Source organism: Pseudomonas sp. Irchel s3f19 (genome assembly GCF_900187555.1).
Lineage (GTDB): Bacteria > Pseudomonadota > Gammaproteobacteria > Pseudomonadales > Pseudomonadaceae > Aquipseudomonas > Aquipseudomonas capeferrum.
On record NZ_FYDW01000004.1, the window covers coordinates 116,648 to 140,623 of the forward strand.

The window sequence follows — 23,976 nt, forward strand, 5'->3', positions numbered from 1 at the left end:
TGGCGTTTGGCGATAAAGGTCGGTTCGTTGGTTTTTTGGCGTCATAAACATGGCTTGGTGGCGATATGAAGCCTGCCCTGTTGCAGGGCTGGGGAGGGGTGTTGCAGCTGGCCTCATCGCGAACAAGCCCGCGAAGAGGCCCTCATCAAATCACTCGGCAGGGTGGTCGCGCAGGAACACCAGGTGATCAGGCTTGGACTGCTCGGCACTGTAGTAGTAGCCCTGCACATCAAATGCTTTGAGCTGCTCCGGGTCGTTGATGCGCTGCTCGATCACGAAGCGGCTCATCATGCCCCGGGCTTTCTTGGCATAGAAACTGATGATCTTGTACTGGCCGTTCTTGAAGTCCTTGAAGTCGACGTTGATCACCCGGGCCTTCAAGGCGCTGCGTTTCACCGCACTGAAGTACTCGTTACTGGCCAGGTTAAGCAGCACGTCGTCACCCTGGTCGGCCAGGGCCTGGTTCAGCCATTCGCTGATGCGCGTGCCCCAGAAGGCATACAGGTCCTTGCCGCGGGCGTTGTCCAGCTTGGTGCCCATTTCCAGCCGATAAGGCTGCATGAGGTCGAGCGGGCGGAGCAGGCCATACAGGCCAGAGAGCATGCGCAGGTGGCCCTGGGCATAGCTGAAGTCATCTTCGCCAAGGCTTTGCGCATCGAGGCCGGTGTACACATCGCCTTTGAACGCCAGCAGCGCCTGCTTGGCGTTGGCCGGGGTGAAGTCTGGGGTCCAACTGCCGAAGCGGGCGGCATTGAGGCCGGCGAGCTTGTCGGACAGGTGCATCAGTTCGCTGATCTGGGCGGGCGACAGCTCGCGCAGTTGCACGATCAGTTCCTGGGAGTCGTCCAGGTACTGGGGCAGGGTGAAACGTTCGGTCACCGGCGGGGTGTCGTAATCGAGGGTCTTGGCGGGGGAAATCACCGTCAGCATCGGGTCGGCTCCTGGAATCGTTGGCGCGATTCTACGGGCTGGGGCAGGCAAGTCCAAACTATGCCGACGATAGTCACAGACCATCGGCATGCCAGGCGCTATAGTGCGCGTTTTGCTGTTGCGGAGCTTCCCACCGTGCGCATTGCATCGGCCCTGCTGGCCGCGCTGTTGAGCCTGGCCGTGCAGGCCGCCCCTTCGCCCCAGGTGAGCCTGGACCGCAGCTTGTGGCCCGAGCAGTTGGACAGCCCGGCGCTGTTCGATGTCGCGTCGCGCGCGGAGATCCTGTCGTTCGCCCAGGTGCTGCACGAGAGCGAGCTGCTCGACGATGGCGCACTGGCGGCGCGGTTGGGCCTGCGGCAGGTCAACCTGCAGAAGGTGCGCCTGGTGCGGGCGCGCATGTGGCAGCGCTTGTGGCAGGGTTATCAACAGGCCCAGCGCAGCTGCGCGCAAGATGCCTCGTTCTGCTACCCGGTTACTTCGATGGCAGAATTGCGCACCCAGGCGGCCACGTTTGCCGCTGATGTCGGCACGTTCTACACCGGTTGGGTCGAGCCTAGCCACCAGTTCCATGTCCGTTACCTGGACGAGCAGCTGCGCAAGGCAGCGCTGCTGGGGCAAACCAGCAGCGAGGTCGAGCGCCTGTCCAGCCGTGAACGCAATGGCGATGAGCTCAACGATCGCATGTTCTTGCTGACCTTCGTCGGCGGCCCCGGCCCTGATGGGGGGAATACCGACACGCTTGCCGCCTACCTGCGCAGGCAGAAGCTCGAGGGCACGTTCTTTGTGCTTGGCAACCGCCTGCAGCAGCGCCGCGATGCCGGTGCGGCGAATGCACTGCGCCAGCTCTATCGTGGGCAATGCGTGGGTATCCAGGGCTGGGAATATCGCTCCCATGCGCAGTGGACGGCTTGGCAGGACTCGCTGCGGCGCAGCCAGGCACGGGTGCAGGCTGACCTGCCCGAGCAGTACGTGCCGCTGTTCCGCCCGCCTTATGGCCAGCGCCGGGCCGATGGCGAAGCCTTCATGGCCAGCCAGCAGTTGCGCGTGTCGTTATGGGATATCGATGCCCAGGATGATGGCGCGCTGAGCGCTGAGGCTTCGGCGCAACGGGTGCTGTCCTTGATGCTGCTGTGGCGCAAGGGCGTGATCCAGTTCCATGACAGCCTGCCCAAAGCCCAGCCGGCGGTGCAATGGTTGCTGCAAAATACCGCACAGAGCGGCATCGGTTGGGAGGACTGCCACGCCTACGGCCAGGCTCGACAGGGGGACTAATATTTGACTGTAGACCCGCCTTGCCCCCTCGCCAACCCCTGATTGTCATTCGGAAAAATAAACTTCACCGACACGTAAAAATACTTTTTCTAGTCATGGTTTATGCGGTATGAAGAAACCAGACAGCCGATCCCTGCAGCACAGGTGGCGTCATCCACCGTGTCAGGTTCGCTTCCCGCCCGTAGCAACGCGGATACGGGAAGACCGGCAGTCACTCTGCGGCGCAGCAGACCGCGCCGTGTGGCTTCGACATAAGGTGACCGAGTATGGATGACCAAGGACGCAACCCTTCCTCCAGCAAGCCAATCCTGTATGTGCTCGATACCAACGTCCTGATTCACGACCCCAACGCATTGCTCAACTTCGAGGAGCACCACGTCGCCCTGCCGATGACGGTGCTGGAGGAACTCGACAAGCTCAAGACCGGCAAGCAGACCATCGCCGCCGAATGTCGCCAGGCCATCCGCCTGATCGACCAGACCCTGGGTGACGCCTCGCCCAGCGATGTCGAACAGGGGGTACCGATCCAGCGTGGCAAGAGTGGGCCCAAAGGCTTCTTGTCGATCCTGATGAGCCCGCGCAACGAACCGAACCGGCTGCTGCCGGAAAACCTCAACGACAACATCATCATCAACCAGTTGCTGGAACTGCGGGCCAAGCGCACCGACCTTGACGTGGTGCTGGTCACCAAAGACATCAACATGCGCCTGAAGGCGCGCGCCTGCGGCATCGCGGCCGAGGACTACAGCACCGACCAGCTGGTCGATGACGTGTCGCTGTTGTCCAAGGGCTATCACTCGGTCACCGGCTCGTTCTGGGACCGGGTCAGCAAGGTCGACACCCGTCAGGAGCGGGGCCGCACCTGGCATCGGGTACAGCTGATCGACAACCTGCCGGCCGTGCACGTCAACGAATTCATCATCGATGAGCAAGGTTTCGTCGGCTGGATCAAGGGCATCCGCAGCGATGAACTGCTGCTGCTCGACCTGCATCAGGAACCCCTGTTGCACCAGGAAGCCTGGGGCCTGAAGCCGCGAGACATCCATCAGAGCCTGGCGCTGTTCGCCCTGCTCGACCCGGATATCCACCTGGTCAACCTGACCGGCGCCGCCGGCTCCGGCAAAACCATCCTGGCCCTGGCGGCGGCCATTGAACAGACCATGGTCAGCAAGCGCTACCGGCGCATCATCGCCACCCGCAGCGTGCAGGGGCTGGACCAGGAGATCGGCTTCTTGCCGGGCACCGAAGCGGAGAAGATGGAGCCTTGGCTGGGCGCCATCACCGATAACCTCGAAGCCTTGCACATGGATGACGAGAGCACCCACGGCAGCGTCGAGTACATCCTTGAACGGGTGCCACTGCAGTTCAAGTCGCTGAACTACATTCGCGGTCGCAGCTTCCAGCAGAGCCTGATCCTGATCGATGAATGCCAGAACCTCACGCCGCACCAGATGAAAACCATCATCACCCGTGCCGGCTCCGGTTCCAAGGTGGTCTGCCTGGGCAACCTGGCGCAGATCGACACCCCCTACCTGTCCGCGACCAGCTCGGGCCTGACCTACCTGACCGAGCGCTTCAAGGACTTCCCCCATGGCGTGCACATCACCCTGCAGGGTGTGCCGCGGTCGGTGCTGGCCGAGTACGCCGAGTCGCATCTGTAACCCTTCGAGCCGGGCGGCGAGCCGCCCGGCCTCTTCGCGGGGCCTTCACTGATCTGGAATCGAGTGGTGAACCTGTGGAAGCGGGCTTGCCCCGCGAAGAGGCCACCACTGACAGTACATTCCGCTGCTCAAACCTGACCCACGGGTTTACACTCTTTGTTCCCTTCACAGGAGCAGAGCAGTGCTGACACATCTTGATTCCCAGGGGCGGGCCAACATGGTCGACGTCACTGAAAAGGCCGTGACCGAGCGAGAGGCCATTGCCGAGGCGCGGGTGCGCATGTTGCCGCAGACCTTGCAGATGATCGTCGATGGCGAGCACCCCAAGGGCGATGTGTTCGCCGTGGCGCGTATCGCCGGCATCCAGGCGGCGAAGAAGACCAGCGACCTGATTCCGCTGTGCCATCCGCTGATGCTGACCAGCGTCAAGGTCGAGCTCAGCGCCGAAGGCCAGGACGCGGTGCGTATCGTTGCCCGCTGCAAGCTGGCCGGGCAGACCGGTGTCGAGATGGAAGCACTGACCGCTGCCAGCGTTGCCGCGCTGACGATCTACGACATGTGCAAGGCCGTGGACAAAGGCATGGTGATCGAGCAGGTGCGCCTGCTGGAAAAACTCGGCGGCAAGAGCGGCCACTACAAGGTGGGCGCATGATCAAGGTCAAGGTGATGTATTTCGCCCGTTACCGGGAGTTGCTCGGGCTCGACGCCGAGCGCCTGGAAGGCGACTTCGCGGTAGTCGACGATGTGCGCAAGGCGCTGGTGGCCAAAGGCGAGCAGTATGCGTTGCTGGCTGAGCAGAACCTGATGTGCGCGCGCAACGAAGAGCTGTGCAAACTTGATGAGCCGCTGGCGGAGGGCGATGAAGTGGCGTTCTTCCCGCCAGTGACCGGAGGCTGAACATGACGGTGCGAGTGCAGCCAGAAGCGTTTGACCCAGGTTTCGAGGTCAATGCCATGCATGCCGCGAATGTCGGTGTTGGCGCGGTGGTGGGGTTCGTCGGCTATGTGCGGGACTTCAACGATGGTCGGGACGTGGCGGGGATGTTCCTGGAACACTATCCGGGGATGACCGAGAAGGCCTTGGCCAAGATCGTGGTCGAAGCCGAGCAGCGCTGGCCGTTGCTCAAGGTCGACGTGTTGCACCGCATTGGTGCGCTTGAGCCCGGTGAGCCGATCGTTTTCGTCGGCGTGGCCAGTGCCCATCGGCAGGCGGCGTTCGATGCCTGCAACTTCATCATGGACTACCTGAAGACCCGGGCGCCGTTCTGGAAGAAGGAAAACACCCAGGAAGGACCGCGCTGGGTGGAAGGCAAGCAGAGTGACCAGGAAGCGGCGGGGCGCTGGTAGGCAAGGTTGCGCCGATTCCCTGTAGGAGCGGCCTTGTGTCGCGATAGGGCCGCGCAGCGGCCCCAGCAATCTCTGCATCAAAGCTGAAATTTTGGGGCCGCTGCGCGGCCCTATCGCGACACAAGGCCGCTCCTACAGGGGCGGCGTCAGCATTCGGGCAATCAGTGGTGCTTGCGTGGTACCGGCGTCAACAGCTCATCAGGCGGCATCTCGCACTTGATCTTGCGCCCCAGCAGTTCTTCGATCGCTGGCAACTGGTAGGAATCGTCCTCACCGGCAAAGCTGATCGACACACCACTGGTCCCGGCACGGCCAGTACGGCCGATGCGGTGCACGTAGTCATCGGCATCTTCGGGCAGGGTGAAGTTGATCACGTGGCTGATGCCATCGATGTGAATACCACGGCCCGCCACGTCAGTGGCCACCAGCACGGTAATCCGGCCTTCGCGGAAGCTTTCCAGGGTGCGAATGCGCTTGTGCTGTGGCACATCGCCCGACAGTTGCGCAGCGTTGATGCCATCGCGCACCAGCTTTTCTTCGATGCGCCGCACCTCGTCCTTGCGGTTGGCAAACACCATCACCCGTTCCCACTTGTTCTGGGTCACCAGGTTGTACAGCAGCTTGTACTTGTCGCTGCCAGCCACCGCGTACACGTGCTGCTCGACGGTTTCGCTGGCCACGTTTTCCGGTTCGATCTCGACGATGGCCGGGTCGGTGGTCCACTGCTTGGCCAGGTTCATCACGTCTTCGGTGAAGGTGGCGGAGAACAGCAGGGTCTGGCGTTCGCTTTTCGGCGGGGTCTGGCGAATGATCTGGCGCACCTGCGGGATAAAGCCCATGTCGAGCATGCGGTCGGCTTCGTCCAGTACCATCACCTCGACCATGTCCAGGTGCACTTCACCGCGCTGATTGAAGTCCAGCAGGCGGCCCGGGGTGGCAACCAGAATGTCGCAATGGCGTGCTTCCAGGGCCTTGAGCTGCTTGTCGAAGTCCATGCCGCCGACAAAACTCATGACGTTCAGGCCGGTGTATTTGGTCAGGGCTGCGGCGTCCTTGGCAATCTGCACCACCAGTTCGCGGGTCGGCGCGATGATCAGCGCGCGCGGTTCGCCCATGTAGCGTTCCTTGGGCGGCGGCGTCTGCTGCAGCTGGGAAATGATCGAGATCAAAAACGCTGCGGTCTTGCCGGTGCCGGTCTGGGCGCGGCCGATCGCGTCCTGGCCACGCAGGGTGTAACCCAATACCTGCGCCTGGATCGGCGTGCAGTAGGGGAAGCCCAGGTCGTGGATCGCGTGCATCACTTCGTTGGACAGCTTGAAGTCGTGGAAGCGGGTTTTACCTTCCTGCGGCTCGACCACGAAGTCTTCCAGCTTCCACAGGCTGGCCTGTGGCTTTGGCTTGGGCTTGCGTTCGCGACGCGGTTTGTCCTTGGCCGGGTTGTCGACAGCGGCAGGCGCTTGGGCCTGTTGGCTGGTGTCGGCGCGTTGTGGGGCCGGCTGGGGCGCTGGCTGAGGCTGGGGCTGAGCCACAGCAGCGGGCGCAGGCTCGGGCGTTTTCACGCTGGCAGCGGGATCGACGGCCTGGGGCGCGGCGTCTCCTTTGCCGAATATTTTTTTGAGTGCCTTGAGCACGATCGTCTCATCAACTGGTTAAGGAATGTACGCCGGGCAGTGTAAAGCAAGAACCCGACGCGGCGTAGCGGAATACACCCACAACTACAGGCGATCAGGCTTATTGCAGCTGCTTGCTCAACCAGTCATGGATGTCGCCCAGCTCTTCGACCACCACTTCGTGTTCCATCGGGTACTCGTGCCAGCGGGCGGCGACACCCCAGGTATTGAGGTACTCGAACGCGGTGCGACCCATCGAGGGAATCACCACTGGGTCATGCACACCATGCAGGCACAGGGCCGGGGTGCGTTGCTGGCAGGCGCTCAGTTCATGGGCGTCGGAGAAGGTCGGGGCATAGGTGGACAGGGCGATCACGCCGCCCAGGGCTTCCTGCCACTTTATATAGGCCGTGTGCAGCACCACCGCGCCGCCCTGGGAGAAGCCGGCCAGGAAAATCCGCGCCAGGTTGATGCCCTTGGCCTGTTCTGCCTTGATCAGGGCGATGACCTGCTCGGCCGATTCCTCCAGCTGCGCCTCGTCGATGGCGCGTGCAGGGGTCATGGCCTTGATGTCGTACCAGCTGGGCATGGCATAGCCGCCGTTGATGGTCACGGGGCGGGTGGGGGCCTGGGGCATGATGAAGCGGGTGCTGAGCAGTCGTTCCTGCATGAATTCGGCAACCGGTAGGAAGTCGTAACGGTCGGCGCCCAGGCCGTGCAACCAGATCACACAGGCGTCGGCGGTTTTCTGCGGTTCGAGAATCAGCGGGTTGGTCATGACTGCTCCGAAAATGTGCGGGTCTTGTTATGGCGTGCTTAAAAAGAAGGCGCTGCAAATGATTGTCGGAAAAATAATGTCGCAACGATACAACTTTGCCTACTTGACGTGCGCTTAAACGCTTTAGCCGCCAACTGTGGTACGCCCTTTGCTACGAATCATACGATGCAAGGGTCAGGCCGTGACGGTAACACCCTTTGCAAGCGAAGGCTGTCATAGAACAGCCCATTGCGCCAATTGACCCAATAACAAGCCAACACGGGTCGGATACGCCTCAAAAGGGTGCGGTGCAATTCCGGCTCGGTACAACAAGAGCGATTTGGAGGTTGTGAATGAAGATGTTGAAAACCACCCTGGCAGTCCTGACCGCTGCCGCTGCGCTGGGCGCCGTGACTACCGCCCAGGCCGGCGCCACGCTTGATGCGGTAAAGAAGAAGGGTTTCGTCCAGTGTGGCGTGAGCGACGGTCTTCCAGGCTTCTCGGTACCTGATGCGCAAGGCAAGATCGTCGGTATCGACGCCGATGTCTGCCGCGCCGTGGCCGCCGCCGTGTTCGGCGATGCGACCAAGGTCAAGTTCAGCCAGCTCAACGCCAAGGAACGCTTCACCGCACTGCAGTCCGGCGAAGTCGACGTGCTGTCGCGCAACACCACCTGGACCAGCTCGCGCGATGCCGGCATGGGCCTGGTGTTTGCCGGTGTCACCTACTATGACGGCGTCGGTTTCCTGGTCAACAAGAAGCTGGGTGTATCCAGCGCCAAGGAGCTCGACGGCGCGACCATCTGCATCCAGGCCGGTACCACCACCGAACTGAACGTGTCCGACTACTTCCGCGCCAATAACCTCAAGTACACCCCGATCACCTTCGATACCTCCGACGAAAGCGCCAAGTCGCTGGAGTCGGGCCGTTGCGACGTGCTGACCTCGGACAAGTCGCAGCTGTTCGCCCAGCGCTCCAAGCTGGCCGCGCCGGCCGACTACGTGGTGCTGCCGGAAACCATCTCCAAGGAACCGCTGGGCCCGGTGGTGCGCAAGGGCGACGAAGAGTGGTTCAGCATCGTCAAGTGGACCCTGTTCGCCATGATCAATGCCGAAGAGGCTGGTATCACTTCGAAAACCGTCGAAGCCGAGGCCAAGTCCACCAAGAACCCGGACAACGCCCGCCTGCTCGGCGCTGACGGCGAGTACGGCAAAGACCTCAAGCTGCCCAAAGACTGGGTAGTCCAGATCGTCAAGCAAGTCGGCAACTATGGCGAAGTGTTCGAGAAGAACCTGGGCCAGAGCACCGACCTGAAGATCGACCGTGGCATGAACGCCCTGTGGAACAACGGCGGCATCCAGTACGCGCCACCTGTGCGCTGATGGTTGCACCCTGCGGCGGCATTCCGCCGTCGCAGGCTGTTCGAATCCCTACTTTCCGGGGCACTTCATGCAAAATCGAATCGGCGCACAAAAGGGGCTATCCCTGAGTGATCCACGTGTGCGCGCGTGGCTGTTCCAGATCCTCACGATCCTGTTCGTGGTGGGCCTGGGCTGGTACCTGTTTCACAACACGCAAACCAACCTGCAGCACCGGGGCATTACCTCCGGCTTCGACTTCCTCGACCGCAGTGCCGGCTTCGGCATCGCCCAGCACCTGATCCCTTATGTGGAATCCGACAGCTACGCGCGGGTGTTCGTCATCGGCCTGCTCAACACCCTGCTGGTCACCTTCATCGGCGTCATCCTGGCGACGATCCTGGGGTTCATCATCGGCGTGGCGCGGCTGTCACCCAACTGGATGATCAACAAGCTGGCGACCGTGTATGTGGAGACCTTCCGCAACATTCCGCCGTTGTTGCAGATCCTGTTCTGGTACTTCGCGGTGTTTCTGACCCTGCCAGGACCGCGGGGCAGCATCAACCTCGACGACATGTTCTTCATCAGCAACCGCGGGCTGAACATGCCCGGTGCCTCGATGGCCGAGGGCTTCTGGCCGTTTACCGTTGCCTTGGGGCTGGCGATCGTGGCCACGGTGGCGATGGTGCGCTATGCCAACAAACGCTTCAACGAGACCGGCAAGCCGTTCCACAAGTTCTGGGCAGGGCTGGCGCTGCTGGTCGTCATCCCCGGTCTGTGCGTATTGCTGTTCGGCAGCCCGGTGCACTGGGAAGTGCCGCAGCTCAAGGGTTTCAACTTCGTTGGCGGCTGGGTGCTGATTCCCGAACTGCTGGCCCTGACCCTGGCGCTGACCATCTATACCGCGGCGTTCATCGCCGAAATCGTGCGCTCGGGCATCCGTTCGGTCAGCCATGGCCAGACCGAAGCTGCGCGTTCGCTTGGCCTGCGCGAGGGCCCGACCCTGCGCAAGGTGATCATCCCCCAGGCACTGCGGGTGATCATTCCGCCACTGACCAGCCAGTACCTGAACCTGGCGAAGAACTCGTCGCTGGCGGCCGGTATCGGCTACCCGGAGATGGTCTCGCTGTTCGCCGGTACCGTGCTTAATCAGACCGGCCAGGCCATCGAGGTGATTGCCATCACCATGAGTGTCTATCTCGCCATCAGCATCAGCATTTCGCTGCTGATGAACTGGTACAACAAGCGCATTGCGCTGATCGAGCGGTGAGGATACGCCCGTGAATGCTCATGTTTTCAAACCTGACATGCCGCCACCGGTAAAAACCGTCGGCGTGCTCGCATGGATGCGGGCCAACCTGTTCTCCAGCTGGCTCAACACCCTGCTGACGTTGTTCGCCGTGTACCTGGTGTGGCTGATCGTGCCGCCGCTGGTGCAGTGGGCGTTGATCGACGCCAACTGGGTCGGCACCACCCGCGCCGATTGCACCAAGGAGGGCGCCTGCTGGGTGTTCATCCAGCAGCGCTTCGGCCAGTTCATGTACGGCTACTACCCGGCGGAACTGCGCTGGCGCGTAGACCTGACCGTGTGGCTGGCGGTACTTGGCGCCGCGCCGCTGTTCATCAAGCGCTTCCCGCGCAAGGCCGTGTATGGCCTGGGCTTCCTGGTGCTGTACCCGGTCCTTGCCTACACGCTGCTGCATGGCGGCTACCTGGGCCTGGAAAGCGTGCCGACCAGCCAGTGGGGCGGGCTGATGCTGACCTTGGTGATCGCCACGGTGGGTATCGTCGGTGCGTTGCCGCTGGGCATTTTGCTGGCATTGGGGCGGCGCTCCAGGATGCCGGCGGTGAAGGTGGTGTGCGTGACCTTCATCGAGTTCTGGCGCGGCGTACCGTTGATCACCGTGCTGTTCATGTCGTCGGTGATGCTGCCGCTGTTCCTGCCTGAGGGCATGAGCTTCGACAAGCTGCTGCGGGCGATGATCGGCGTGATCCTGTTCCAGTCGGCGTACATCGCCGAGGTGGTGCGTGGCGGCCTGCAGGCCATCCCCAAGGGGCAATACGAAGCGGCTGCGGCCATGGGCCTGGGCTACTGGCGTGCGATGGGGCTGGTGATTTTGCCCCAGGCGCTGAAGCTGGTGATCCCCGGCATCGTCAACACCTTCATCGCCCTGTTCAAGGACACCAGCCTGGTGATCATCATCGGCCTGTTCGACCTGCTCAACAGCGTCAAGCAGGCCGCAGCCGACCCGGCCTGGCTGGGCATGGCGACCGAGGGTTATGTGTTTGCCGCCCTGGTGTTCTGGATTTTCTGTTTCGGTATGTCCCGCTACTCCATGCATCTGGAGCGCAAGCTGGACACTGGCCACAAGCGTTAGGAGTTTCGAAATGAGTGAAGCGATCAAGCAGCCTGCTGGCCCCGAAGGCATCATCCAGATGCAGGGTGTGAACAAATGGTACGGCCAGTTCCACGTGCTCAAGGACATCAACCTGAATGTGCGCCAAGGCGAGCGCATCGTTCTGTGCGGGCCGTCCGGGTCGGGCAAGTCGACGACCATTCGTTGCCTCAACCGCCTGGAGGAACATCAGCAGGGGCGCATCGTCGTCGATGGCGTCGAGCTGACCAACGACCTCAAGCAGATCGAGGCGATCCGCCGTGAGGTGGGCATGGTGTTCCAGCACTTCAACCTGTTCCCGCACCTGAGCATCCTGGAGAACTGCACGCTGGCGCCGATGTGGGTGCGCAAGATGCCACGGCGCAAGGCCGAGGAAATCGCCATGCATTATCTGGAGCGGGTGCGTATTCCGGAGCAGGCGCACAAGTACCCGGGGCAGTTGTCTGGCGGGCAGCAGCAGCGCGTGGCGATTGCCCGGGCGCTGTGCATGAAGCCGAAGATCATGCTGTTCGACGAGCCGACTTCGGCGCTGGACCCGGAGATGGTCAAGGAAGTGCTCGATACCATGGTGGGCCTGGCCGAGGATGGCATGACCATGCTGTGCGTGACCCACGAGATGGGCTTTGCCCGCACCGTGGCGAACCGGGTGATCTTCATGGACAAGGGGGAAATCGTGGAGCAGGCGGCCCCGGATGAGTTCTTCGACCGGCCGCGCAGTGACCGGACCAAGTTGTTCCTGAGCCAGATCCTGCATTGATGAAACCAGGGGGCCGCCCCACCGGGGCGGCTCCATGCAGCTTTACTTCTCTTCCGGATTGGCAGCCGGCGCAGGCGGCGGCCGCAGCCCCACCTCGGCAATCAGCTTCAGTTGCTGCCCGTTGCGCATCACCTCGATGGTGATCTTCTCATTGGGCTTGATCCGCGCCACCTGGTTCATCGACTTGCGCCCGTCACCGGCCGGCTCGCCGTTGATGCTCATGATCACGTCACCCAACTGCAAACCGGCTTTTTGCGCCGGCCCTTCGCGGAAGATCCCCGCCACGACAATACCCGGCCGGTCCTGCATGCCGAACGATTCGGCCAGCTCCTGGCTCAGCGGCTGCACTTCGATGCCCAGCCAGCCACGAATCACCTGGCCGTGCTCGACGATCGACTTCATCACCTCCAATGCTAGTTTCACCGGGATGGCGAAGCCGATGCCCTGGGAGCCACCGGACTTGGAGAAAATGGCCGTGTTGATGCCGATCAGGTTGCCGTTGGCATCGACCAGTGCGCCACCGGAGTTGCCGGGGTTGATCGCCGCGTCGGTCTGGATGAAGTCTTCGTAGTTGTTCAGGCCCAGCTGGTTGCGGCCGGTGGCGCTGATGATACCCATGGTCACGGTCTGGCCGACGCCAAAGGGGTTGCCGATGGCCAGCGACACGTCGCCGATGTGGATGTTGTCGGAGCGGCCGATAGTGATGGCCGGCAGGCTTTTGAGGTCGATCTTCAGCACCGCAAGGTCGGTTTCCGGGTCGCTGCCGATCACCCGGGCCAAGGTCTCGCGGCCATCCTTGAGCGCCACCACGATCTGGTCGGCGCCACTGGTGACGTGGTTGTTGGTCAGCAGGTAGCCCTCGGGGCTCATGATCACCGCCGAACCCAGGCTCGATTCCCAGCGCTTCTGCTTGGGCAGGTTGTCGCCGAAGAAACGGCGGAACTGCGGGTCTTCGAACAGCGGGTGGGCGCTCTTGTTCACCACCTTGGTGGTGTACAGGTTGACCACCGCCGGCGCGGCCAGGGTCACGGCGTCGGCGTACGACACCGGGCCCTGCATGATCCGCGAGGTTTGCGGTGCCTGCTGCAGGTTGACGTCCTGGCTTGGCAGGCCGACCCATTGCGGGAAGCGCTGGATGATCAGCATGGCGATCAGCACACCGGTGAGCAGGGGCCAGCCAAAGTAACGCAGAGCCTTGAACATGAACGAATCCTGGGAGTAGGGCGGGAGCCAAGTAGCCGCGCCACGGGGCGCGAGCGCGCGCGATCATACACCTGAAACCGCTGATCGGCGATGGCTTGTCTGGCCCGCCCTCATGCGGCTGCCGCCGGTTTCCCCAAGGCCGGCGACGGCTCATAATGGCGGCCAGTATACGGGTGTTGAACCCGGCAAAAACGCAGATTTCGAGGAGATTTTCATGGCCGTCGCTCTGAACACCCTGGTCGAGGAAGCCGAGCGCTACCTGGGCAGCGCGAAGATCCAGGATTATTGCCCCAACGGGCTGCAGGTCGAGGGCCGCCCGCAGGTCAGCCGCATCGTCAGCGGCGTCACAGCCAGCCAGGCGTTGCTGGATGCCGCCGTCGAGGCCGAGGCTGACTTGGTGCTGGTTCACCATGGTTACTTCTGGAAGGGCGAGAACCCTTGCATCACGGGTATCAAGCAGCGGCGCCTGAAGACCCTGCTCAAGCACGACATCAGCCTGCTGGCGTTTCACCTGCCGCTGGACGTGCACCCGGAGGTGGGCAACAACGTGCAGTTGGCGCGCCAGCTGGACATTACCGTGGAGGGGCCACTGGACCCTGAAAACCCAAAAGTGGTCGGGTTGGTCGGTTCGCTGGCCGAACCGATCACGGCGCGCGATTTTGCCCGACGGGTGCAAGAGGTGATGGGGCGCGAGCCGTTGCTGGTCGAAGGCGAGCAGATGATTCGCCGGGTCGGTTGGTGCACGGGGGGCGGGCAGGGCTATATCGATACCGCGATTGCCGCCGGTGTCGACCTGTTCATCAGTGGCGAAGCGTCGGAGCAGACCTACCACAGTGCCCGCGAAAACGGCATCAGCTTCATTGCCGCCGGGCACCATGCCACCGAGCGCTATGGCGTACAGGCACTGGGCGATTACCTGGCACGGCGGTTTGCCGTAGAACACCTGTTCATCGATTGCCCCAACCCTATCTAAGCGGTCTTGCCCGCGAAGGGTCGCAAAGCGGCCCCATTTCCCCCAAACCCCCAGTCATATCGTTAGATTGTTTCGATCTAGCCCGCCTCCTAAATAGAAGCAGCCGCTGTGATAAAGTGGCTCGCTCGAACACGGCCCGCAGGCCGTCCATAAGATCGTTTTTCGTGAGTAGCCATGGTCGACAAACTGACGCACTTGAAACAGCTGGAGGCGGAGAGCATCCACATCATCCGCGAGGTGGCCGCCGAGTTCGACAACCCGGTGATGCTGTACTCGATCGGCAAGGATTCCGCCGTGATGCTGCACCTGGCGCGCAAGGCCTTCTTCCCGGGCAAGCTGCCGTTCCCGGTGATGCACGTCGACACCCAGTGGAAATTCCAGGAGATGTACAGCTTCCGCGACAAGATGGTCGAGGAAATGGGCCTGGAACTGATCACCCACGTCAACCCCGAGGGTGTGGCGCAGGGCATCAACCCCTTCACCCATGGCAGCTCCAAGCACACCGACATCATGAAAACCCAAGGCCTCAAGCAGGCGCTGGACAAGCATGGTTTCGACGCCGCCTTCGGTGGTGCCCGCCGTGACGAAGAAAAGTCCCGGGCCAAGGAGCGCGTCTACTCGTTCCGTGACAGCAAGCACCGCTGGGACCCGAAAAACCAGCGCCCCGAGCTGTGGAACGTGTACAACGGCAAGGTCAACAAGGGCGAGTCGATCCGCGTCTTCCCGCTGTCGAACTGGACCGAGCTGGACATCTGGCAGTACATCTACCTCGAAGGCATCCCGATCGTGCCGCTGTACTTCGCCGCCGAGCGTGAAGTGATCGAGAAGAATGGCACCCTGATCATGATCGACGACGCGCGCATTCTCGAGCACCTCTCCGAGGAAGAGAAAGCCCGCATCGTCAAGAAGAAGGTGCGTTTCCGTACCCTCGGTTGCTACCCGTTGACGGGCGCTGTCGAGTCGGAAGCCGAGACCCTGACGGACATCATTCAGGAAATGCTCCTGACCCGTACGTCCGAGCGCCAGGGCCGTGTCATCGACCACGATGGCGCCGGCTCCATGGAAGACAAGAAACGCCAAGGCTATTTCTAAGCTTCAAGTTACAAGCGGCAAGCTGCAAGACAGAAGCAGAACGAGTCGCTTCTGATTTTTGTGGACTGCCGCCTGCACTGCGGGCGCACAGGGAGTGTCTGCAGTGGATTTTGAGAAGTTGCTGGTTTGGCAGAGAAGTAAAAACTAAGCCGTTGTGATGTATCAGGCATTTGCCGACTGCCGGGATTTTGGATTCAGATCTCAGATCACCCGTGCAGCGGTTTCAGTCCCTTCCAACATTACCGAAGGGATGGAGCGCAGAGGGTCGCGGGAGAAGACGTGGTTCCTAAGCGTGGCGAAAGCTTCCTGCGCAGAGTGCGGGCGCAACTGATAATTGCCGGTGAAATTGGTTACTTGCCTTCTGAATTGGCCAACGACTGGATTACTGAAACCCGTGAGCTCTCCAGAATGCTTGCAGGGTTGATCAACAAAATTTCTAACTAGCTGTACGCCGACAAGCTTGCTGCTTGAAGCTTACAGCTTGGAGCTTGAATGCAATGAGTCACCAATCTGATCTGATCAGCGAGGACATCCTCGCCTACCTGGCCCAGCACGAGCGCAAGGAACTGCTGCGTTTCCTGACCTGCGGCAACGTCGACGACGGCAAGAGCACCCTGATCGGGCGCCTGCTGCACGACTCGAAGATGATCTACGAGGACCACCTCGAAGCCATCACCCGTGATTCGAAGAAGTCCGGCACCACCGGCGAAGAAGTCGACCTGGCGCTGCTGGTCGACGGCCTGCAGGCCGAGCGCGAGCAGGGCATCACCATCGATGTCGCCTACCGCTACTTCTCCACCGCCAAGCGCAAGTTCATCATTGCCGACACCCCGGGCCACGAGCAGTACACCCGTAACATGGCCACCGGTGCGTCCACCTGTGACCTGGCGATCATCCTGGTCGATGCCCGCTATGGCGTGCAGACCCAGACCCGTCGCCACAGCTACATCGCCTCGTTGCTGGGCATCAAGCACATCGTCGTCGCGGTCAACAAGATGGACCTCAAAGGTTTCGACGAGGGCGTCTTCGAAGAAATCAAGGCCGACTACCTGAAGTTTGCCGATGCCATCAACCTGACGCCGAGCAGCCTGCACTTCGTGCCGATGTCGGCGCTCAAGGGCGACAACGTGGTCAACCGCAGCGAGCGTTCGCCGTGGTACACCGGCCCTGCGCTGATGGAAATCCTCGAGACCGTGGAAGTGGCGGCCGACCGCAACTTCACCGACTTGCGCTTCCCGGTGCAGTACGTCAACCGCCCTAACCTGAACTTCCGCGGCTTCGCCGGCACCCTCGCCAGCGGCGTGGTGCACAAGGGTGATGAAATTGTCGTGCTGCCGTCGGGCAAGAGCAGCCGGGTCAAGTCCATCGTCACCTACGAAGGTGAGCTGGAAAACGCCGGCCCAGGCCAGGCCGTGACCCTGACCATGGAAGACGAGATCGACATCTCCCGTGGCGACCTGCTGGTGCATGCCGACAATGTGCCGCCGGTAACCGACCAATTTGACGCGATGCTGGTGTGGATGGCTGAAGAGCCGATGCTCCCGGGCAAGAAATACGACATCAAGCGCGCCACCAGCTATGTGCCGGGCTCGATCGCCAGCATCACCCACAAGGTCGATGTAAATACCCTCGAAAAAGACGCTGCCAGTGCGCTGCAACTGAACGAGATCGGTCGGGTCAAGGTGTCCCTGGACAGCGCCATCGCGCTGGACGGCTATGACAGCAACCGCACCACCGGTGCGTTCATCGTCATCGACCGCCTGACCAACGGCACCGTCGGCGCCGGCATGATCATCGCGCCGCCAGTACTGCCACACGGCAGCACCGGCCAGCACGGCAAGCAGGCCCACGTTTCCACCGAAGAGCGCGCCCTGCGCTTCGGCCAGCAGCCGGCCACCGTGCTGTTCAGCGGCTTGTCCGGCGCTGGCAAGAGCACCTTGGCTTATGCCGTGGAGCGCAAGCTGTTCGACATGGGCCGTGCTGTTTACGTGCTCGATGGCCAGAACCTGCGCCACGACCTGAACAAGGGCCTGCCACAGGACCGCGCCGGCCGTACTGAAAACTGGCGCCGCGCCGCCCATGTGGCGCGCCAGTTCAACGAAGCCGGCATGCTGACCCTGGCTGCGTTCGTTGCCCCGGATGCCGAAGGCCGCGAACAGGCCAAGGCGCTGATCGGCAAGGAGCGCCTGGTGACCGTTTACGTCCAGGCCTCGCCTATCGCCTGCCGCGAGCGCGACCCGCAGGGCCTGTATGCGGCCGGTGGCGACAACATCCCGGGCGAGAGCTTCCCGTTCGATGTGCCGCTGGATGCTGACCTGGTGATTGATACCCAGGCTACCAGCGTCGATGAAGGCGTGAAGCAGGTGCTGGATGTGCTGCGTCAGCGCGGCGCGATCTAAGCGCTGAAGCTGCATGAAAAAACCCGCTTCGGCGGGTTTTTTATGGCTGTGATTAAAGCACACGCACGGCGATCAGTTAGCGACTTGACGGATAGACAAGTTGACAAGTTGATAGCTCTTCAAGGGCCGGTCTAGTCTGTTGGCACAGGGGACAACCACACATGAAGTACTCCATCCGGAAATCGGTCGTATCGAAGCTGCGAAGGCCGCATTGCGTGAGCGCTTTGAGGAGCACCTTGCTCGTGCTTCGGAAGCGGTGGTGCTGAAAGCTGTGGCCCTTACGGACGAAAAAGCATTCGCGGCGCTTGCCAAGGTAGAGGTTGAGACTAAACGCAGTATCGCAACGCGCAACCAGGAAGCCGTGTCCAGGATGAAAGCGCGTGCGTTCGAGCGGGTCGACGGTCGTTGCGAGTTACTGGACGCCAAGGCGGCCTGCGAAATACTGGGCATTACAAAGCAGGCACTGAGCCAGAAGACAAAAGCTGGAAACCTGCTTGCGTACACAAATTCCGATAACCGCAGAAAATTCTACCCAACGTTTCAGTTTGCCAATAACAAGCCACGGGCAGTTGTTGCAAGGCTGATCAAAGCGCTAGAGGTACACCCTGCCGACCTTGAAGCCATGAATTTTCTGGTTCAGCACCTGGTCGGCAAAATGGATTACTCAGACCCAGGGGAGCCAAGCAATGAAGTGCCACGGTTCGAATTGTTGGATGACAGTGTGGCCCTGAGGATCATCACGCGTGACTATGTGAATGCCTTGACGGCGGGGCAGTGAAAGCCGGGGCTGTCTACAAGGCTTCTTGTACGTTTACTCCAGCACTACACCTAGGCTGTCCAGGAATTCAACGGCCGTTTCACCGTTAGACAGCAGCGCCTGCATGAGAGGTTGATAGCTCAGTGCTTCCACCTGGGTTGAGCGACCTGTGTTCAAGACGAGATTGCACCCCTGCATGGAGCCGGTGACGATATAGACCGCTGACTGATAAAGCAGCCCATCAACCCCGCTTTGGTACATGCATGCCTGGCTGTTTTTTCGGTTTTTATCCTAGCGCAACTTTTTCCATTGGGGATCTGCGAGTGTTTTAGCCGCTTTTCTGTTGAGCTGTAGGAGATTTCTGTAATCGTAAATGTTGGGGGTCATTTATACGCTTCATATGCCGTTTGGGGGGGCAAGAGGGTGAAAGCCAAAGTTAATCTGGCTGAATGCTTGTTGGTCGGCGACATAGGCAGTGCGTGGCCACCTGCTGAGCTTCGTCTATAATGGGTTATAAGAAGTAACACCCCGCAGGAGTGGGGTGTTATATTCACGCTGCTTTAAATCCTGGTTTATCGTTGGCTGCGCGCCACTCTTTTATGGTGCGTGCTCCAAGTCATCATCCTGACTGTTTTTCTTTTTTATGTTATTCATCCATCGAAAGTGCTCTTGGTAATCCATCTGGCGCTCGCAACCCTGCTTGTACGGGTCCATGTCGCATTTGAAATGGATGTCTTGTTTGTCAGGGAATAATATAGGCATCTCGTGGGTGCATCCGTTAAGAACAATTAGAATCATGATGGCTAGCTTTTTCATGGCGTATATTTGCGTGCGCGAAAGTTGTTATTTTGGTGGGGAAATTAAGTGTTTCAGTATGGGCTGGTCTTTTTGGGTCCTCGTGGATGTCTTTCTGAGCTTGAATTATGGCTGGTTTTTCAAGATTGATCTGGGCTAATAGGTGAAGGGGATTTCGCTTTAGTTTGTAGGGGTTTTTTCCAGCTTTAGTGGGGGAGCAGTTCTACGTGTTATTGTGCTCGTTATATAGCCATCATGGTCGTGGATCGCTTAATAAGCGGGCCATGTGTGTCAATAGACCTGAGGTGTGTAATGGGAAGAGGTAAGTATCGAAAAATAAGCTATCAGCCGTTCCTTGGTTCGGGTGGGGTATTGCTCCCTCCTAATCAAGCCATGCAGGCGGGACAGTTTATAAAGTCAGAGAACGGACGGTTTATTCTTCGTCTCAGAAGTGACGGAAATCTGGTCTTGGAAGATGGGGGACCGTAATCTGGATCGCAGACGAGAGTCAGCCGTATAGCTCCACATTCCGGCAGTGAGCGCGCGAGCCACTCCAGTTCGTTGTCAGTAATTCCGGTTTTTTATATGATCCTGTCCGAGAGCGGATATGGTCCGCTCAGTCCACAGAGACACTGGATAAATCCTACTGGGAAAATAACTATCTCGCGTTGACTGATACGGGAAATATTTTTGATTTTTGATGGCCGCAATGGGGAGGTGAGATGGGCGCGCCATGGGTATGTACCGGGACGGCTGCCTCGAAGGGTCAAAATATACCCAGAGGTTTATCCTCCCATCCCTTCACCTCTCATCAAGATTCCACATGACTATCCTTGATATATAGTCGCGCTTCGAGGGATTTAGGCCTCCAAGCTCAATAAGCTTGGAGGTATAATTTTTCGTGGTGCTGAGAACGATGTGGCCGTTTTTATTTTAGGGTATAGTGTGTGTCTGCAAACCGACCGCAGCGGTTGGAGGTGAGGTAAATAAGCTCGATTTTTAATGGGGTGATACGGAAGTTTACTGGCTAAGATGCTTGTTGTTCGGTAAAGCAGGCGCTACCTAAAAACCGAAGGCAGGAACTTTGTCGCCTTCGCCCGATCTTCTTACGAGCAATACGCAATCCTTGTTATTTGGATGAGCAACGGCCTAGTCCAACTTATATGTGTTTTTCTGAGACTGGAATTACCCGCCTTTCCTTCACCGCTTTATAAGAAAAACTCGAATAAATCTCCTTCACCCCCGGCAACCGCTGCAGCACTTCCCGGGTAAATTCGCCAAATGACTCAAGGTCCCGCGCCAGTATTTCCAGCAGGAAGTCATACCGTCCCGAAATGTTATGGCACGCCACAATCTCTGGTATCTCCATCAACCGTTTTTCAAACGCCAGCGCCATGTCCTTGGTATGCGAATCCATCATGATGCTGACAAAGGCGGTCACCCCAAACCCCAGCGACTTGGGGGAAAGAATGGCCTGATACCCGGTGATGTAACCGTTATCTTCCAGCAGCTTGACCCGCCGCCAACAGGGCGAGGTGGTCAGCGCCACCTGGTCGGCAAGTTCGGAAACGGTTAGGCGGGCGTTGTCCTGCAGGGCGGCAAGCAGGGCGCGGTCGGTGCGGTCGAGGCTCGAAGGCATGTTTTGCCCTCCTGATCGGATAATTGTTGTTTTTGTTCCAAAAAGTGCGCGTTTGCGTGGGCAATTTTGGAAAAATTCAGGCAGCTCGGTGGCATAAGCTTATAACAAACCACAAGAGGCTGTTGCCATGCGCGACTCCCATAACAACACCGGTTTTTCCACGCGGGCCATCCACCATGGCTATGACCCGCAGTCACACGGTGGCGCATTGGTGCCGCCGGTGTACCAGACCGCCACCTATGCCTTCCCCACCGTCGAATACGGCGCTGCCTGCTTTGCCGGGGAAGAGGCGGGGCACTTCTACAGCCGCATCTCCAACCCGACGCTGGCTTTGCTGGAACAGCGCATGGCATCACTGGAGGGGGGCGAGGCGGGGCTGGCGTTGGCGTCGGGCATGGGGGCCATCACTTCGACGATATGGACCCTGCTACGGCCGGGCGATGAGCTGATCGTCGGGCGTACGCTGTATGGCTGTACGTTCGCCTTCCTGCACCATGGCATCGGCGAGTTCGGGGTGAAGATCCATCACGTCGACCTCAACGATATCAAGGCACTCAAGGCGGCAATTACCAGCAAAACACGGATGATCTACTTCGAAACCCCGGCCAACCCCAACATGCAACTGGTCGATATCGCAGCGGTGGCCGATGCTGCGCGCGGGCATGACTTGCATATCGTGGTCGACAACACTTACTGCACCCCTTATTTGCAGCGGCCGCTGGAAATGGGCGCCGACCTGGTGGTGCATTCGGCGACCAAGTACCTCAGCGGCCATGGGGATATCACGGCCGGCCTGGTGGTCGGGCGCAAGGCACTGATCGACCGGATACGCCTGGAAGGGCTGAAAGACATGACCGGTGCAGTGCTGTCGCCGCACGATGCGTCGTTGTTGATGCGCGGTATCAAGACCCTGGCCCTGCGCATGGACCGCCATTGCGCCAACGCCCAGCAAGTGGCGGAGTTTCTCGCGAGCCAGCCGCAGGTCGAGCTTATTCACTACCCAGGGCTGCCATCGTTTGCCCAGCAAGCGCTGGCCCAGCGCCAGATGCGCCTGCCGGGCGGCATGATTGCGTTCGAGCTCAAGGGCGGGATCGAAGCAGGGCGGCGGTTCATGAATGCCTTGCAGCTGTTCGCGCGGGCGGTGAGCCTGGGCGATGCCGAGTCGTTGGCACAGCACCCGGCGAGCATGACCCATTCCAGCTATACGCCGAAGGAGCGTGCGCACCATGGCATTTCTGAAGGGTTGGTGCGGTTGTCGGTAGGGTTGGAGGATATAGAAGACCTGATCGCTGATGTCGAGCAGGCGCTTCGTGTCTGTACCCAGGCGGCATGAGGGCGGCGGAAGCTGTGCCCTGTGCCTTGGTCTTTAGCTCAAGAGCATCCTCACTGCGTTGGTCATCTGGCCAGCGCATCTTTGAAGGAGTATCTCCATGAAGACAACAGTGAACTACAGGCTGGACATTCGCCGTGGCGGTGGTGACGACGATGAGGACGGTCAGCCGTGGCGCAAGCCTTGAGCTGAAATGAAAAAACCTGCCTCGGCAAAATGCTGTTCACTTAGGGCTGCTGCGCAGCCCATCGCGGCACAAGGCCGCTCCTACAGCGTCCGCGTAAGCCAATATTCACGGGGCTCACGCGGATACTGTAGGCGCGGCCTTGTGCCGCGAAAGGGCCGCAGAGCGGCCCCCGGCGAACTTAAGTGAACAGCATTACTGCCTCGTCAGGTTTTTTCATCGTTGTTCCAAAAAATGGATACAAGAAAAAGGCCTCTCGCGAGGCCTTGTTTCATTTCAGCGCATCAACGCTTGAGCCCGTAGCTCTCATCGAGCATGCCCGGCGAGTTCGGCGTTTTTGGCGCGTAGTCGCGTGGCACTTCGGCCGTGTCCTTCGGCGGGGTAAGCCGGTCACGAGGGCCCTGGGCCGCTTCGGAGTGCAGGGCGGCCAGCAGGCGTTGGCGGGTCACGTCGTCGAGGGCCAGGGTGTTGGCGCCATCGGCCAGGTGATCCTGGACATCCTGGTAGCTCTGGGTCAGTTTCTTGACCAGTACGGCGGTGCTGTTGAAGTGGGTGACCACTTCGTTCTGGTAGCTGTCGAAACGCTGCTGGATGTCGTCCAGCTGACGTTGCGTGCTGCTAGGCGCGGCATTGGGCAGCAGGCGGGCCACGACGAAACCAACCACCACGCCGATGACCAGGGCCAGGGTCGGCAACAACCAAACAAGGAGCGAGAGTTCCACGAGTCCTTCCTCTATAAACGGCTTTGCTTTACGTTAACGGCTCAGACCTGCGCTGTATACCGCGAGCGATCGCAAATCAGAACAGAATTCCTCACCTAGACGAATCGACCCTTCCCGAGGTCACGGAGTAGTGCCTTGCTTGTCCGCGAAACCCCTTTGTTCATCGACGGCCATTGCGGCCAGTTGGAAGCCTTGTACCTGGATGTGGCCGACGCCCGCGGCGCGGTGCTGATCTGCCACCCCAACCCGGTCCAGGGCGGCACCATGCTCAACAAGGTGGTTTCAACCCTGCAACGCACGGCGCGTGACGCCGGTTACGTGACCCTGCGCTTCAACTACCGTGGCGTGGGTCAGAGTGCCGGCAGCCACGACATGGGCGCTGGCGAGGTGGCCGACGCCGAGGCTGCCGCAGCTTGGCTGCAGGCCAAGCACCCAGGGCTGCCCGTGGTGCTGATGGGTTTCTCGTTCGGTGGCTTTGTCGCCACCGGCCTGGCAGGGCGCCTGGAAAGCGCAGGCGTTGAGCTGCAGCATCTGTTCATGATCGCCCCGGCGGTGATGCGCCTGACGAGTGAATACCCGCTGCCGCAGCGCTGCCCGATCACGCTGGTACAGCCTGACAGCGACGAAGTCGTCGATCCGCAGTTGGTTTACGAATGGTCTGACGCCCTGTCGCGCCCCCACGAGCTGCTGAAAGTGGCAGAATGCGGACACTTCTTCCATGGCAAGCTGACCGATCTGAAGGATCTGCTGCTGCCGCGCCTTTCGAATTGAGCCAAGCCTGAATAAGCGAACACC

At 60.3% G+C, this 23,976-nt stretch carries 23 protein-coding genes; 17 read left to right on the forward strand and 6 right to left on the reverse strand.

What is annotated here, in order from left to right; all coding sequences use genetic code 11:
- Positions 1-150: 150 nt before the first annotated feature.
- Positions 151-930 (reverse strand): peroxide stress protein YaaA, encoded by a 780-nt coding sequence (gene yaaA / locus CKW22_RS12400; RefSeq protein ID WP_095064191.1) that lies wholly within the window; start codon positions 928-930, stop codon positions 151-153.
- A 135-nt stretch (positions 931-1,065) separates the two neighbouring features.
- On the opposite strand from yaaA, the gene CKW22_RS12405 reads away from it, so the two are divergent.
- From CKW22_RS12405 to moaE, 5 genes are all read left to right on the forward strand, one after another.
- Entirely contained in the window at positions 1,066-2,202 is a 1,137-nt protein-coding gene (locus CKW22_RS12405; RefSeq protein WP_033702870.1) for a polysaccharide deacetylase family protein, read from the forward strand.
- Between the two features lie 266 nt (positions 2,203-2,468).
- Positions 2,469-3,863, forward strand: coding sequence for a PhoH family protein (locus CKW22_RS12410; RefSeq protein ID WP_033702869.1), 1,395 nt, complete (start codon positions 2,469-2,471; stop codon positions 3,861-3,863).
- A 181-nt stretch (positions 3,864-4,044) separates the two neighbouring features.
- Positions 4,045-4,515 carry a cyclic pyranopterin monophosphate synthase MoaC gene (moaC, locus tag CKW22_RS12415; RefSeq protein ID WP_033702868.1) on the forward strand — a complete coding sequence of 157 codons (471 nt, stop codon included), beginning with the start codon at positions 4,045-4,047 and terminating at the stop codon, positions 4,513-4,515.
- A complete protein-coding gene (gene moaD, locus CKW22_RS12420) occupies positions 4,515-4,760 on the forward strand; it encodes a molybdopterin converting factor subunit 1 (RefSeq protein WP_033703011.1) in 246 nt (81 codons plus the stop codon). Before moaC ends, moaD begins: the two co-directional genes overlap by 1 nt.
- 2 nt (positions 4,761-4,762) lie before the next feature.
- Positions 4,763-5,209, forward strand: coding sequence for a molybdopterin synthase catalytic subunit MoaE (gene moaE / locus CKW22_RS12425; RefSeq protein ID WP_033702867.1), 447 nt, complete (start codon positions 4,763-4,765; stop codon positions 5,207-5,209).
- Between the two features lie 161 nt (positions 5,210-5,370).
- Here the strand turns inward: moaE and rhlB are convergent, their stop codons facing one another.
- A complete protein-coding gene (gene rhlB / locus CKW22_RS12435) occupies positions 5,371-6,840 on the reverse strand; it encodes an ATP-dependent RNA helicase RhlB (protein WP_033702866.1) in 1,470 nt (489 codons plus the stop codon).
- Positions 6,841-6,940: 100 nt separating this feature from the next.
- Positions 6,941-7,597: an alpha/beta hydrolase gene (locus CKW22_RS12440; RefSeq protein WP_033702865.1), complete on the reverse strand. Its 657-nt coding sequence runs from the start codon at positions 7,595-7,597 to the stop codon at positions 6,941-6,943.
- A gap of 332 nt (positions 7,598-7,929) precedes the next feature.
- Between CKW22_RS12440 and CKW22_RS12445 the strand changes: the two genes are divergently transcribed.
- The 4 genes from CKW22_RS12445 to CKW22_RS12460 all read left to right on the forward strand — a co-directional run bounded on the left by CKW22_RS12445 (position 7,930) and on the right by CKW22_RS12460 (position 12,087).
- On the forward strand, positions 7,930-8,958 hold the full coding sequence (locus CKW22_RS12445) for an amino acid ABC transporter substrate-binding protein (protein WP_033702864.1): 1,029 nt from the start codon (positions 7,930-7,932) through the stop codon (positions 8,956-8,958).
- A 67-nt stretch (positions 8,959-9,025) separates the two neighbouring features.
- Positions 9,026-10,204 (forward strand): amino acid ABC transporter permease, encoded by a 1,179-nt coding sequence (locus tag CKW22_RS12450; protein WP_033702863.1) that lies wholly within the window; start codon positions 9,026-9,028, stop codon positions 10,202-10,204.
- 10 nt (positions 10,205-10,214) lie between these two features.
- A complete protein-coding gene (locus CKW22_RS12455; RefSeq protein ID WP_033702862.1) occupies positions 10,215-11,312 on the forward strand; it encodes an amino acid ABC transporter permease in 1,098 nt (365 codons plus the stop codon).
- A 10-nt stretch (positions 11,313-11,322) separates the two neighbouring features.
- Positions 11,323-12,087 (forward strand): amino acid ABC transporter ATP-binding protein, encoded by a 765-nt coding sequence (locus CKW22_RS12460; protein WP_033702861.1) that lies wholly within the window; start codon positions 11,323-11,325, stop codon positions 12,085-12,087.
- Positions 12,088-12,129: 42 nt separating this feature from the next.
- Here CKW22_RS12460 and algW read toward each other — a convergent pair whose 3' ends face one another.
- Complete coding sequence (gene algW / locus CKW22_RS12465; RefSeq protein WP_033702860.1) at positions 12,130-13,290, reverse strand: Do family serine endopeptidase AlgW; 1,161 nt, start codon at positions 13,288-13,290, stop codon at positions 12,130-12,132.
- 214 nt (positions 13,291-13,504) lie between these two features.
- On the opposite strand from algW, the gene CKW22_RS12470 reads away from it, so the two are divergent.
- The 6 genes from CKW22_RS12470 to CKW22_RS12490 all read left to right on the forward strand — a co-directional run bounded on the left by CKW22_RS12470 (position 13,505) and on the right by CKW22_RS12490 (position 18,532).
- Complete coding sequence (locus CKW22_RS12470; RefSeq protein WP_047582657.1) at positions 13,505-14,263, forward strand: Nif3-like dinuclear metal center hexameric protein; 759 nt, start codon at positions 13,505-13,507, stop codon at positions 14,261-14,263.
- A gap of 174 nt (positions 14,264-14,437) precedes the next feature.
- The gene (cysD, locus tag CKW22_RS12475; RefSeq protein ID WP_095064192.1) at positions 14,438-15,355 is read left to right on the forward strand and encodes a sulfate adenylyltransferase subunit CysD; all 918 of its coding nucleotides are present in this window, start codon (positions 14,438-14,440) and stop codon (positions 15,353-15,355) included.
- 157 nt (positions 15,356-15,512) lie between these two features.
- Complete coding sequence (locus tag CKW22_RS28130) at positions 15,513-15,686, forward strand: four helix bundle protein (protein WP_371856413.1); 174 nt, start codon at positions 15,513-15,515, stop codon at positions 15,684-15,686.
- Positions 15,635-15,799 (forward strand): hypothetical protein, encoded by a 165-nt coding sequence (locus CKW22_RS28135; RefSeq protein WP_371856417.1) that lies wholly within the window; start codon positions 15,635-15,637, stop codon positions 15,797-15,799. Before CKW22_RS28130 ends, CKW22_RS28135 begins: the two co-directional genes overlap by 52 nt.
- A 53-nt stretch (positions 15,800-15,852) precedes the next feature.
- The gene (gene cysN / locus CKW22_RS12485) at positions 15,853-17,754 is read left to right on the forward strand and encodes a sulfate adenylyltransferase subunit CysN (protein ID WP_033702857.1); all 1,902 of its coding nucleotides are present in this window, start codon (positions 15,853-15,855) and stop codon (positions 17,752-17,754) included.
- Between the two features lie 139 nt (positions 17,755-17,893).
- Positions 17,894-18,532, forward strand: coding sequence for a hypothetical protein (locus tag CKW22_RS12490; protein WP_177447941.1), 639 nt, complete (start codon positions 17,894-17,896; stop codon positions 18,530-18,532).
- Between the two features lie 1,933 nt (positions 18,533-20,465).
- Here CKW22_RS12490 and CKW22_RS12510 read toward each other — a convergent pair.
- Positions 20,466-20,945 carry an Lrp/AsnC family transcriptional regulator gene (locus tag CKW22_RS12510; protein ID WP_027595326.1) on the reverse strand — a complete coding sequence of 160 codons (480 nt, stop codon included), beginning with the start codon at positions 20,943-20,945 and terminating at the stop codon, positions 20,466-20,468.
- 127 nt (positions 20,946-21,072) lie between these two features.
- Here CKW22_RS12510 and CKW22_RS12515 point away from each other — a divergent pair, with 127 nt between their 5' ends.
- Positions 21,073-22,278 carry a methionine gamma-lyase gene (locus tag CKW22_RS12515; RefSeq protein ID WP_095064194.1) on the forward strand — a complete coding sequence of 402 codons (1,206 nt, stop codon included), beginning with the start codon at positions 21,073-21,075 and terminating at the stop codon, positions 22,276-22,278.
- A gap of 465 nt (positions 22,279-22,743) precedes the next feature.
- Here the strand turns inward: CKW22_RS12515 and CKW22_RS12520 are convergent, their stop codons facing one another.
- Complete coding sequence (locus tag CKW22_RS12520; RefSeq protein WP_027593992.1) at positions 22,744-23,181, reverse strand: YhcB family protein; 438 nt, start codon at positions 23,179-23,181, stop codon at positions 22,744-22,746.
- 135 nt (positions 23,182-23,316) lie between these two features.
- Here CKW22_RS12520 and CKW22_RS12525 point away from each other — a divergent pair, with 135 nt between their 5' ends.
- Positions 23,317-23,952, forward strand: coding sequence for an alpha/beta hydrolase (locus CKW22_RS12525; protein ID WP_095064195.1), 636 nt, complete (start codon positions 23,317-23,319; stop codon positions 23,950-23,952).
- Positions 23,953-23,976 lie beyond the last annotated feature (24 nt).